The sequence below is a fragment of the Streptomyces sp. bgisy159 genome (assembly GCF_965341775.1).
Taxonomy (GTDB): domain Bacteria; phylum Actinomycetota; class Actinomycetes; order Streptomycetales; family Streptomycetaceae; genus Streptomyces.
In genome coordinates this window covers 13,955-25,527 of record NZ_CBDQZH010000052.1, presented here as the reverse complement: position 1 = coordinate 25,527, position 11,573 = coordinate 13,955, and the positions used below count along the sequence as shown (strand labels likewise).

Genomic DNA, 11,573 nt, shown 5'->3' with positions numbered 1-11,573 from the left:
GCCTCATGATCACCACTGACTCGGCCACGGAGGCCACGCATGCCGCACCGGCCGTCTTCACCCGGCGGCTCAGCACCCGGCGTGCCACCGCGCAGGAGCGGGCCGCGCGGTCCGCGGACGCGTCCTTCGGCACCGCCTTCACCGAGCACATGGTCACCCTGCGGTGGACCCGCCAGGAGGGCTGGCACGACGGCCGGGTGGAGCCGTACGCGACGCTCGCCCTGGACCCGGCGACCGTCGGCCTGCACTACGGGCAGGCCGTCTTCGAGGGGCTCAAGGCCTACCGGACCGCGGACGGCCGCACGGCCGTGTTCCGTCCGCATGCGCACGCCGAACGCTTCCGCCGCTCGGCGGCCCGGCTGCTCATGCCGGAACTGCCCGAGGAGACCTTCGTCCGCGCCGTGGAGGAACTGGTCACGGCCGACGAGGCATGGGTCCCCGGCGAGCCCCACCGCAGCCTCTACCTGCGCCCGCTGATGTTCGCCTCCGAGACCGGGCTGGCCCTGCGCCCCGCCGACGAGTTCCGGTTCCTGCTGATCGCCTTCGTCACCGAGGGCTTCTTCGGCGAACCCCGCCCGATCACCGTGTGGGTGAGCGAGGACCACACCCGGGCGGCCCCCGGCGGCACCGGGGCGGCCAAGTACGCCGGCAACTACGCGGCCTCGTACGCGGCGCAGGCCCAGGCCGGCGAGCACGGCTGCGACCAGGTGGTCTGGCTGGACTCGCAGGAGCGCCGCTGGGTGGAGGAACTCGGCGGCATGAACGTCTTCTTCGTCGAGCGGGACGGCCCTGCCAGGAAGCTGGTGACGCCGCCCCTGTCCGGGACGATCCTGCCCGGCGTCACCCGCGACACCCTGCTGCGGGCGGCGCCCGGACTGGGCCTGGACGTCGAGGAACGGCGCATCGCCGTCGACGAGTGGCGCGAGGGCTGCCGCAGCGGCCGGATCAGCGAGGTCTTCGCCTGCGGCACCGCCGCACAGGTCACCTCCGTGGGCACGGTCCGCACGGCCCGCGACGAGTTCAGCGTCGGTGACGGCCGGCCCGGACTGGTGGCCGGAATGCTCTCGGACCTGCTCTCCGGAATTGAACGAGGGCTGGCCCCCGATCCCCAGAAATGGATGCACTACGTATGACGACAGCGGAAGGAACCCAGAACATGGCCGAGGTGCTCGACGTGGTCGCCGGCATCTGGAAGGAGGTGCTGCTCACCGACGTCGGGCCGGATTCCGACTTCTTCGAGGAGGGCGGCCACAGCCTCGCCGTGCTGCAGCTGGTCAGCCGGCTCAACGAGCACTACGGAGTGGAGCTGTCCATGCGGGACATCTTCGACCACCCCACCCTCGGCGAGTTCGCCGGTGCCGTGCACGAGAGGGTGAGGGCGGCGTGACGGGCCGGCGCAAGGTCCTCAAGGTGCTGTACGCGCCCGGGGCCCTGGGCCCCGTGGAGCTGATGCGCACCCTCAGGCCGGTGGCCGACCTCGTCGTCGCAGTGCCGCGGCCGCTGCGGGACGACCCCGGCATCGCGATGCTGTCGCAGATGCTCCCGCCGGTGTTCTACGACCCCGACGGCCCCGGCCCGGACATGTCCGGGATCGACGGGGTGGTGACGTATTCCGACAGCCTCGTGCGCACGGCGGCGGACCTCGCCGTGCGGCACGGCCTGCCCGGGCAGTCGCCGCAGACCGCGGTCGCCCTCACCGACAAGTTCGTGCAGCGCACCACGCTGGCCGAGCACGGCGTCGACGCGGTCCGCTGCGCGCTGCTGCGGCACCCTCGGGACTGGGAGCGGGCCGTGGCGACCGTGGGGCTGCCCGCGGTCGTCAAGCCCACGGTGGGTTCCGCGAGCCGCAACACCTTCCCGGTGACCGACGCGGCGGCTGGTGCGGCGCTCGTGCGGGAGCTGCTCACCCCGGGGGAGGGCGGTGCGCCCGAGCGGGAGCTGATCCTGGAAGAGATGCTCATCGGCACTGACCAGGGCCACCACGGCGACTACTGCTCGGTGGAGAGCATCGTCGCGGACGGCAAGGCGGTCCATCTGCCGCTGTCCAAGCTCCGGTTGGTGTCCCCGTTCCGGGAGCCCGGGCAGTTCTGCCCGAGCCACCTCGACGCCGCCGCCCGGGCCGAGGTGACGGATCTCGCCGACCGGGCGCTGAAGGCGCTCGACTTCCGCTGGGGAGTGACCCACACCGAGATCAAACTGACCGCGCGGGGGCCGCGGATCATCGAGGTGAACGGCCGCATGGGCGGCTACACCAACGAGGTGATCTCCCACGCGGGCGGGTCCAGCCTGGTCATGCACGCGGCGTGCCTGGCGCTAGGGGAGAACCCCCCGTTCACGCCGCCGCCCGAGGACCGGCTCGCCTTCCAGTTCAGCCACCTCGCGTCGCCCACGTCGACCTGCCTGGTGCGAGTGGAGGGCACCGACCGGCTGAAGAAGCTGCCGGGCGTGATCAACCACCGGCTGCTGCTGGCACCGGGCCGGCCGATGCGGCCGGGGGTCAGCACCCAGGAGTTGGACATGCTCAACGCGGTGGCCGACGACCACGACGCCATGTACAGCCTGCTGGAACGGGTGCACCATCTGCTGCGGTTCACCGTGCGGCTCCGGGAGGAGGACGGCGTCGAGCGTGAGGTGACGCTGTCGGGCTGGGAGCTGCCGAGCGCCGCGGCACTGAAGGGAGAGCGGGCATGAGCGTCGACACCGGCACTGACGCCGACCAGGAGGAGCGCCGCAAGGCGGCGATGGAGGCCGAGGAGAACGACCCCCGGCTACGGCGGGCCAAGCGCAGGCTGTTCGCCATCTTCGGGATCGGTTCCTTCGGCGCCGGCGCCTTCACCGCGTCGCAGGTGCTGTTCTTCACCGAGTCGCTGCACCGCACCCCGGGGCAGATCAGTGTCGCGCTGAGCACCGCCGGCGCGGTCGCCATGGTCTTCGTCCTGCCGTTCAGCAAGGCGGCGGACCGGCTGGATCGGCGGCGCCTGCTTGCCCTGCTCCACCTGGCGAGCGGGCTGGCCTTCCTCGGCTACCTGCTGCCCGTCTCCCTGGCCGGGTTCGTGGTGGTCACCGGGGCCGTGGTGATCGTGCAGCGGCTGCTGTCGCCGGTCCGGTCCGGGCTGATCGCGGTGATCTTCCCGGCGACCCGGGTACGCGTCCGCGCGGCCACCTACGTGGCGTTCAACGGCGGGTTCGCGCTGGGCAGTCTGGGCGCCGCCTGGGCCATCGGCGTGGGCACTCAGCAGGCGTACAAGGTGCTGCTGCTGGTCGACGTGGCCGCACTGCTGGTGTGCGCCGTGCTCACCATGACACTGCCGCCCGCGGCGGCGGCCGAGCCGGACGCCCCGCCCCGGCGCGGGTACGCCGCCCTGCGGGACCGGCCGTTCCTCGTCGCGACGGTCACCAACCTCTTCGGCTGCCTGCACGACTCGGCCCTGTTCATCGGGCTGCCCCTGTGGCTGATCCAGCGCACGGGGGCGCCGCACTGGACGGTGCCGGCGATCACGGTCACCAACTGTGTGCTGGTGGTGCTGCTGCAGACCCGGCTGACCCGCGGCACCGACACGACCGGGGGCGCGGCGCTGGCCCAGTGGCGGGGCACGCTCGCCATGGGCGCTGGCTGTGCCCTGCTGTGCTTCACCGCAGGCGGGTTCGGGGTGACCGAGTACGCCCTGCTGACCGGGGCGGTCGTCCTGCTCACGGTGAGCGAGATGGTCCAGTCGGCCGGGGCCTGGGGGCTGTCGTACATGCTCGCCGACGAGTCCCGGGTGACCGAGTACCAGGCGGTGTTCGGGCTGAGCCTGGACACCCAGGAGATCGTCGGGCCGATGCTCGTCACCGGCCTGGTGCTGGGTGTTCCGCACGGCGCCGGCTGGATTCTGCTCGGCGCGCTGGTGGTGGTGCCCTCGTTCGTGGGCACACGGCTCACGCTCGGTGGTCGCGTGCCGTGGCGCAAGCCCGGACAGCAGGCGGCCTGAGCCCCCTGACGGGCCGGACCGGTACCTGGCATCACCTTGCCATCGCACCTGTCTGCCAGCGGTTACGTCTTCTCTCCACGCCTCACAGCCAACAAAGTTTCTGTTGTGAGACCGACGGCCCCCTCCGTGCCCGGCCGGCACGGGGGGTCCGGTCCGGTCATGCCGCAGCAGACCCCTGTTCCGATGAAGGTAAGGACGAGCCATGACCGTTCTGAAGACGATCATCAGGTGGATCGCCCCGGCCCTGGTGGCCGCCGCCGTGCTGCCGCTCGCGGCGGGTGGGGAGACGCCAGTCGGTCACGATGTCCGGGTGGCGGTCAGCGACGGTCCGGCCGGCGACGTCGGCTGGCAGTGACCGTGCCGCGACCGACGCCCCGGGTGGCTGACCGATGACGTACACCATGGCCGAACTGAAGGTGTTCGAGAACTGGTACGACAAGGCGGGAGTGCGGGCCACGCCCCGCCGTCTCACCCCGCAGGACCGCGACGTTCTCAAGCACTTCTTCCCCAAGCACCTGATCCCGCACCTGAACCACCCGCTGGTCGCGGCCCAGGAAGCACCGCTGAGGCGCTATGTCGAGGCCCAGCACCTCTACCAGTGGCTGAACTTCACCGCCGAGTTCGAGGTCTCGGTGGTCCTGCGGGCCACCCAGCGCATCGCCGACAACAAGAGCGGGCTCGAACTCTCCCGGCGCCTGCGCATGGACGCCTTCAAGATCTGCGTCGACGAGAACTACCACGCGCTCTACAGTATGGACGCCGTCGACCAGCTGGAGCACCGGTCGGGCATCAAGTCGCTGGACTACGAGTTCCAGCCCTTCTTGGCCCGCCTCGACGGCGTCGCGGACGCCCACCCGGACCATCGCCGACTGGTGCAGCTGCTCCAGGTGGTGGTCTTCGAGACGCTCATCACGGCCCTGCTGAACGATGTGCCCAAGGACACCGGTGTGATCACCCTGGTCCGGGACATCGTCAAGGACCACGCCATCGACGAGGGCCGGCACCACGCGTACTTCGCCGAGTTCTTCAAGCACCTGTGGGGGCAGCTCAGCACGAGCGAGCGCCGCCTCGTCGCCCGGCTGCTGCCCGGGATCGTCGTGGAGTCCCTGCAGCCGGCGACCCGGTCCGCCCGTGCCGCGCTCCGGCACGCCGGCCTCAGCGACGACACCGTCACCACCGTCATCAACGAGTCCTACGACCGTGTGTCCGTGCTGAACGGCATCGTCCACGCCTCCGCCCGGACCGTGGCGCTGTTCGAGGAGTGCGGCGTGCTCGACATCCCCGACGGACTGGACGCGTTTGCCCGCGCGGGTTTCCCCCAAGCCAGCGCCCACTAGTACCGAGAAGAATCGGAGAGAGCACATGGACGCCACCAGGTTTTCGCCCCGGCAGCCCCTGCTGAGCCTGTCCGGCCTGTCGGCGGGCGACATCGCCGCGCTGGGCGACGTCGCGTTCGCCTACGGCACCTCCCGCGCACCCTTTCGCGGCCTGCTGGACGGCGCCAAGGTCGGTCTGCTCTTCACAGCGCCCTCCACCCGCACCCGGACCTCGTTCTGGAGCGCGGCCCGCACTCTGGGTTGCGACACCCTGCACTTCGGCGCGGCCGACCTCCAGGTCGGCACCGGCGAGAGCTGGGGCGACACCGGCCTGGTCCTAGGCAACTACCTGGACGCGGCGGTCGTCCGCACCAACGGCCCGCAGCAGGAGATGGAGGAGCTGGCGCGTTCCCTGCCGGCCACGGTCAACGCGCTCAGCTACGAGGAGCACCCCACCCAGGCCATCGCCGACCTGTGCGCCCTGCGCGGCCACTTCGGCCCCGTCGGCGGCCCCTCCGGCCGCGGCCTGCGCCTCGCCTACCTCGGGCTGGTCAACAACACCGCCCGGGCGCTGGCCCTGCTGGCGACCAGGACGCCGGGCCTCACCCTCGACGTCTACAGCCCGGTCGGGCGCGGGTTCACCGACGATGAGGTCAAGGCGCTGAACGCCCTGGCGGACCGGGACGCGATCACCCAATACGACCGCCTCCCGGCCGCGCCCGACCCGGTGGACGCCGTGTACACCACGCGCTGGCAGTCCATGGGCGTGCCCTACGAGGAGGACGACTGGGCGGACGCCTTCCGTCCGTTTGCCGTCACGGCGGACACCATGCGCCGCTTCAGCGGCGGCACGGAGGCCCTCTTCATGCACGACCTGCCAGCCATCCGGGAGCTGGAGGCCACCTCCGAGGTCATCGACGGCCCCCTGTCGCTGGTCCGCAGCCAGGCCTACCACAAGGAGTCCGCGGCGGCGGCGGCCCTGTTGTACGTGCTCGGCAACCGCGAGGCGCCCGTGGCCTGACCGGCCCGCTCCGCTCACCACCGCGCGCACCTTGGGGGGGATCAACCGGTGTACCTGGTCGAACGGGACGAACAACTTCTCCGGCTGGAGGCGTCGTTCCGGCGCGGTGCGGTGGGCACCGGCGGCGCCGCACTGATCGAGGGCGCCCCGTCGGCCGGGAAGACGGAGCTGCTGCACCGGGCCGTGCAGGACGCGGGCCGCGCCGGCGCCCTCGTCCTGAACGCGGCCTGCTCGGCAGCCGAGCACTCCCTGCCGTTCGGCGTGTTCGAGCAGCTGCTGCACAGCGTCCGGCTGCCCGACGGGCTTGCCGCCCAGGCCGCCGGGTCGCTCCAGCGGGCGGCCGCCCGGGCGCCGCAGGACACGGACGGGTTCGGCACGGTCGGCCCTGAACTGGCCCGGTCGCTGCGCGAACTGACCTTGCCGCTGCTGGAACTCGCCGAGGGCACGGCCGTGGTGATCGCCGTCGACGACGTCCACTGGGCGGACGCCCCGTCCCTGCACTGCCTGCTCTACCTGGTACGCCGGCTGCGCTCGACCCGGATCACCATGGTGCTCACCGCCAGCGCGCTGCCCGCCGAGGGCCCGGAGTCCCCGTCCGTGCGCACCGCCTTCCGCGCGGAGCTGCTCGGCCAGCCGCACTGCGAGAGCATGGGCGTGGCCCCGCTGTCGCACGAGGGGGCGCTGCGGATGGCGCGTGCCGCGCTCGGGCAGCGGGGAGCCGACCGCTTGGCGGAGGATCTGGCCGACGCGGGCGGCAACCCGCTGCTGCTGCGGGCCCTGATCGAGGACGTCCGCGCGGGCGGCGCCGCCGGATACGGCGACTCAGCGTACGTCCGGGCGGTGCTGTCCCTGATCCACCGCGGTTCCCCGCCCGGCCTGCGGCGTACCGCCCAGGCGCTGGCGGTGCTCGGTGACGACGCCTCCCCGGATCTGGTCGCCCAACTCGTCGGCGTGGAGGCCGATGCCGCCGCGCAGTGCCTGGACCTGCTGACCGGCGCCGGCCTATTGTCCGGCGGGGTGTTCCGCCGGGACGCCGCCCGGCGGGGCATCCTGGCCGCGCTGCCGGTGCGCGAGCGCGCGACGCTGCGGTTGCGGGCCGCGCAGCTGCTGCACGACCACGGAGCGGACGGCGCCCGGGTGACCCGGCTGCTGCTGTCCTGCGGGCTGCCCCCGCAGCCGTGGGCCGTGCCTGTGCTGCTGGAGTCCGCCGAGCGGGACCGGCGCGACGCCGAGCGGCAGCGGGCGGTCGCCACCCTGGAACTGGCGCTGGAGGGATGCGCCGACGAGCGGGAGCGGGCGACCGTGCGGGCGGCGCTGGCCGCGGCGCAGTTCGAGGTGTCCCCAGCTGGCTCCTGCGCCCACCTCGACGCCCTGGTGTGCGCCGCCGAGGACGGGCACCTCGGCGTGCCCGACACCCGCGCCCTGCTCCATCAGTCGCTGTGGCACGGCCGGCACGACGCGGCCCGCCGGGCGCTCGCCACGCTGCGCGCCCGCGCCGGCGGCGACCCCACGGTGAACGCCGGACTGCTCGACACCACGCGATGGATCGCCTGGGCCCACCCGGGCGTGACCGCCGCCGAGCGGGCCATCGCCAGCCCGCCTCCACAGACCGGCCCCGAGCTGTGGTTGCGCCCCACCGCTCACCTGCTCGACGCGCTGACCCGGGGCCGTCCCGGCGAGGCCGTCGCGCGGGCCGAGCAGGTGCTCACCGAACGCTGCGCCTGGTCCGGCGACCTGACCGCCACCGCAACGACCTGCGCGGCCCTGACCGTGCTCGTCGCCGCCGGCCGGGCCGGCGCGGCGGCCCAGTGGTGCGACCTGCAGCTGCCCCGGCCGGCCCGTCTCCTCGCCCCCGCCTGGCGGGCCCTCCTGCACGCCGTGCGGGCGGAGGCCGCCCTTCACCTGGGTGATCTGCACGCGGCGCGGGAGCACAGCGGCACCGCCCTCGACGCGCTGCCCCCGGCCTCCTGGGGAGTGGTGTCCGGGCTGCCGCTAAGCGTCGCCGTGCTGACGGCCGTCCGCACGGGCCACCTCGACGAGGCCGCCGAGCTGCTGGCGAGGCCGGTCCCCGCGGCCCTGTTCGAGACCCGTTACGGCCTGCAGTACCTGTACGCCCGCGGCCGCCACCACCTCGCGGCGGGGCGCCCGCATGCCGCTCTGGCGGACTTCCACCGATGCGGCGAACTGATGCGCGCCTGGGGCGTCGACGTGCCCGGAGTCGTGCCCTGGCGCACCGCCGCCGCCGAGTGCTGGTTCCTGCTGGGCCGCCCCGAGGAGGCGGCGAAGCTCACCGCGGAGCAGCTCGCGACGGCGGCCGGCGCCCCTGCCGACCGTGGCCGTGCCCTGCGGCTGCGGGCCGCCGCGGCGCCCTTGGAGCGGCGGCTGCCGCTGCTGACCGAGGCGCTGGAGGTGCTGGAGTCCTGCGGGGACCAGTACGAGCCGATCGGTGTCCTCATGGACTTGGGCGAGGTCTGTCACCGGCTGGGCGACTCGGCCCGCGCCCGCGCCTACTCCCGGCGCGCCCGCCGCATGGCCGAGGTGCACGGCGCGGCGCCCCCGGCGGTGCCGTCGGTGCGGCCGGGGGCTCTGCCGGCCGGCGACCCGGCCGCGGATCCGGCCGACGGGGACGGTGCGGCCGTGCTCACGGAGTCCGAGATCCGGGTGGCGGCGCTCGCCGTCCGCGGGCACACCAACCGGGAGATCGCCACCCGGCTCTTCGTCTCGGCCAGCACGGTCGAGCAGCATCTGACCCGGGTGTACCGCAAGCTCGGGGTGCGCAGCCGCAAGGAGCTGCCGACCCATCTGCCAGGTTCCCCGGCCGGACCCCACGCCGCAGCGGTCCTGGCCTCCTGAGCGGCGCACCTGCCGCACCGGCCGCCCGTACGGCACCGCCGTACCGTACGGATCGTCCGGTCCTGATGGCCGGGTGCGGTGGTCACCCCGTCTCGGCGACCGCCCGGGTGATCACGTCCAGCCCCCACTCCAGTTCGTCGACGGTGCAGGTGAGCGGGGGCAGCAGCTTAACCACCTCGTCGCGCGGGCCCGCCGTCTCGATGACCAAGCCCTGCTCGAAGCACCGGCGGCGGACCTCGGCGGCATGCTCGGGCATGTCGAAGGCCAGCCCCCACACCAGGCCGCGTCCGCGCACCGAGACGCCCTCGCCAGCCCGGGTGTGGCTGATGCGGCGCAGCGCCAGCTCCGTCTGGTCGCCGTGCGTGAATACCTGCTTCTCCAGCTGGTTGTCCGACCAGTAGGTGTGCAGGGCGGCTGTGGCCGTGACGAAGGCCGGGTTAGGGCCCCGGAACGTGCCGTTGTGCTCGCCGGGCCGCCACACGTCGAGTTCGGGTCGCAGCAGGGTGACGGCCAGCGGAAGGCCGTACCCGCTCAGCGACTTGGAGAGGGTGACGATGTCCGGTTCGATGCCGGACTCCTCGAAGGAGAAGAACGTTCCCGTCCGGCCGCAGCCCATCTGGATGTCGTCGACGATCAGCAGCATGTCGTGCTGCTTGCAGATCCGGCTCAGCTCGCGCAGCCACTCCGGGCGGGCCACGTTGACGCCGCCCTCGCCCTGGACGGCCTCGACGATCACGGCGGCCGGATGCGGGAAGCCGGACCCCTTGTCGTCCAGCAGCTGCCGGAACCAGCGGACGTCGGGGGCGCCCGTGTCACCGTCCAGGTAACGGTCGAAGGGCAGGTGGTACGAGGGCAGCCGCGGGATGCCGGGGTTCTCGCTGCGGGCCGCGGCGCCACTGACCGACATGGAGCCCAGCGTCATCCCGTGGAAGGCGTGGGTGAACGACACCACGGCCTCGCGGCCGGTCGCCTTCCGCGCGAGCTTCAGCGCCGCCTCCACCGCGTTGGTGCCCGACGGCCCCGGGAACATCACCTTGTAGGTGAGGCCGCGCGGGCGCAGGATGAGGTCCCGGAACGACTCCAGGAACGTCCGCTTCGCCTCCGTGTACATGTCCAGGCTGTGCGTGATGCCGTCGTGCGTCAGGTAGTCGAGCAGAGCCCGTTTCAGCACCGGATTGTTGTGCCCGTAATTCAGGGTTCCGGCGCCCACGAAGAAGTCGAGAAAAGCCCTGCCGTCCTCGTCGTACATATGACTGCCCTGGGCGCGGGTGAAGACGGTCGGCCAGGTGCGGCAGTAACTGCGCACCTCGGACTCGACGGACTCGAAGACGGTGGTGTCGGAGTGGAGGGGGGCCATGGGAACTCCTTCGTGGGGTCAGCGGGTGGTGACGAGTTCCGCGTAGCAGGCGATGTCCGCGGCCTCGGTCGGGCCGTAGACGTTCAGGATCCGGGCGTGGAAGTGCCCGGAGTCGATCCACGGGCGCAGGGCCGTCAGGTCCGGGGATTCGGCGCCCAGAGCCAGGCAGCGCAGCGCGTCCAGATGCCGGAAGCCCTCCGCCGCGGCGAGTTCCACCACCGGGTGGAACTGGCTGGGCACGGCCGGGTTGAAGACGGAGATCCGCTCCCGGGCCAGGTGCTCCAGCAGCGCGGCGGGGTCGAAGGGGCCCTCGGGGAAGAGGACCAGGGCGGCGCCGGTGAGCAGGGGCGTGAGATAGCTGCGGATCGACGCGTCGAAACTGGAGGCGATCACCTGCAGGACCCGGCTGTCCTCGTGGATGCCGCATGCGTCCCGGCACCAGGTCAGCGTGTTGATCAGGGAAGCCATCCCGACCTGCACGCTCTTGGGCCGGCCAGTCGAACCGGACGTCTGGATCACGTACGCGGCGGCGGCCGACGCGTGCCGGTCGGCGACCGCGGATCCCGCCGTCGGCGCGGACGCGTCCGCGAGCAGGGCCGGGACCTCGACGCGCGCCACGCCCCGCGCGGCGGTCAGGCCGGGCAGCCGGTCGTCCAGCGCGTGACGGGAGAGCACCACGGGCGGCAGGGTGTCCTCGGCCAGGGCGCTCAGCCGCGAGTCCGGCAGCGCCGGGTTCAGCGGCGTGTAGACACCGCCGGCGACGAGCACCGCCAGCATCGAGACGACCAGTTCGTACGAGCGGGGCAGCAGGACGCCGACGGACACCTCCCGCCCGACGCCGCGGGCCACCAGATCGGCGGCCAGCTTCTCCACGTCCCGGGCCAGTTCGCCGTACGTGCGGCGGGCCTCTCCGTCGACAACGGCTTCCGCGCCGGGCCGGCGCGCCGCCTGAGCCAGGAAGAGAGCGCCTGCCGTGCGCCCTTCCCATGAAGCGTTTTCGGCATTCATACGGCCTCGAATTCTGTTGCGGGAAGCACTGCTTCAGAACGACACAC

At 72.7% G+C, this 11,573-nt stretch carries 10 protein-coding genes; 8 read left to right on the top strand and 2 right to left on the bottom strand.

Going from position 1 to position 11,573, the window contains the following annotated elements; all coding sequences use genetic code 11:
• Positions 1–5: 5 nt before the first annotated feature.
• The 8 genes from ACSLTV_RS31900 (at position 6) to ACSLTV_RS31865 (ending at position 9,161) form a co-directional block, all read left to right on the top strand.
• A complete protein-coding gene (locus tag ACSLTV_RS31900) occupies positions 6–1,133 on the top strand; it encodes a branched-chain amino acid aminotransferase (protein ID WP_435613372.1) in 1,128 nt (375 codons plus the stop codon).
• Positions 1,130–1,387: an acyl carrier protein gene (locus tag ACSLTV_RS31895; RefSeq protein WP_435613371.1), complete on the top strand. Its 258-nt coding sequence runs from the start codon at positions 1,130–1,132 to the stop codon at positions 1,385–1,387. Before ACSLTV_RS31900 ends, ACSLTV_RS31895 begins: the two co-directional genes overlap by 4 nt.
• Entirely contained in the window at positions 1,384–2,691 is a 1,308-nt protein-coding gene (locus ACSLTV_RS31890; protein ID WP_435613370.1) for an ATP-grasp domain-containing protein, read from the top strand. The genes ACSLTV_RS31895 and ACSLTV_RS31890 overlap by 4 nt, the downstream gene beginning before the upstream one ends.
• The gene (locus ACSLTV_RS31885; protein WP_435613369.1) at positions 2,688–3,971 is read left to right on the top strand and encodes an MFS transporter; all 1,284 of its coding nucleotides are present in this window, start codon (positions 2,688–2,690) and stop codon (positions 3,969–3,971) included. The genes ACSLTV_RS31890 and ACSLTV_RS31885 overlap by 4 nt, the downstream gene beginning before the upstream one ends.
• 202 nt (positions 3,972–4,173) lie before the next feature.
• A complete protein-coding gene (locus ACSLTV_RS31880) occupies positions 4,174–4,326 on the top strand; it encodes a hypothetical protein (RefSeq protein ID WP_435613368.1) in 153 nt (50 codons plus the stop codon).
• 34 nt (positions 4,327–4,360) lie between these two features.
• Complete coding sequence (locus ACSLTV_RS31875) at positions 4,361–5,308, top strand: diiron oxygenase (protein WP_435613367.1); 948 nt, start codon at positions 4,361–4,363, stop codon at positions 5,306–5,308.
• Positions 5,309–5,333: 25 nt separating this feature from the next.
• Positions 5,334–6,308 (top strand): ornithine carbamoyltransferase, encoded by a 975-nt coding sequence (locus ACSLTV_RS31870; protein ID WP_435613366.1) that lies wholly within the window; start codon positions 5,334–5,336, stop codon positions 6,306–6,308.
• A gap of 48 nt (positions 6,309–6,356) precedes the next feature.
• Positions 6,357–9,161, top strand: a complete 2,805-nt coding sequence (locus ACSLTV_RS31865) for an AAA family ATPase (RefSeq protein WP_435613365.1) — start codon at positions 6,357–6,359, stop codon at positions 9,159–9,161.
• 82 nt (positions 9,162–9,243) lie between these two features.
• Here the strand turns inward: ACSLTV_RS31865 and ectB are convergent, their stop codons facing one another.
• Together ectB and ACSLTV_RS31855 are read right to left on the bottom strand one after the other, a co-directional pair.
• Positions 9,244–10,518 (bottom strand): diaminobutyrate--2-oxoglutarate transaminase, encoded by a 1,275-nt coding sequence (gene ectB / locus ACSLTV_RS31860; RefSeq protein WP_435613364.1) that lies wholly within the window; start codon positions 10,516–10,518, stop codon positions 9,244–9,246.
• Positions 10,519–10,536: 18 nt separating this feature from the next.
• Positions 10,537–11,526 carry an AMP-binding protein gene (locus ACSLTV_RS31855; RefSeq protein ID WP_435613363.1) on the bottom strand — a complete coding sequence of 330 codons (990 nt, stop codon included), beginning with the start codon at positions 11,524–11,526 and terminating at the stop codon, positions 10,537–10,539.
• Positions 11,527–11,573: the final 47 nt, after the last annotated feature.

Coding starts and splice junctions, on each gene's coding strand:
- ACSLTV_RS31900 (WP_435613372.1), top strand. CDS start 6: ATGATCACCACTGACTCGGCCACGGAGGCCACGCATGCCGCACCGGCC.
- ACSLTV_RS31895 (WP_435613371.1), top strand. CDS start 1,130: ATGACGACAGCGGAAGGAACCCAGAACATGGCCGAGGTGCTCGACGTG.
- ACSLTV_RS31885 (WP_435613369.1), top strand. CDS start 2,688: ATGAGCGTCGACACCGGCACTGACGCCGACCAGGAGGAGCGCCGCAAG.
- ACSLTV_RS31880 (WP_435613368.1), top strand. CDS start 4,174: ATGACCGTTCTGAAGACGATCATCAGGTGGATCGCCCCGGCCCTGGTG.
- ACSLTV_RS31875 (WP_435613367.1), top strand. CDS start 4,361: ATGACGTACACCATGGCCGAACTGAAGGTGTTCGAGAACTGGTACGAC.
- ACSLTV_RS31870 (WP_435613366.1), top strand. CDS start 5,334: ATGGACGCCACCAGGTTTTCGCCCCGGCAGCCCCTGCTGAGCCTGTCC.
- ectB (WP_435613364.1), bottom strand. CDS start 10,518: ATGGCCCCCCTCCACTCCGACACCACCGTCTTCGAGTCCGTCGAGTCC.
- ACSLTV_RS31855 (WP_435613363.1), bottom strand. CDS start 11,526: ATGAATGCCGAAAACGCTTCATGGGAAGGGCGCACGGCAGGCGCTCTC.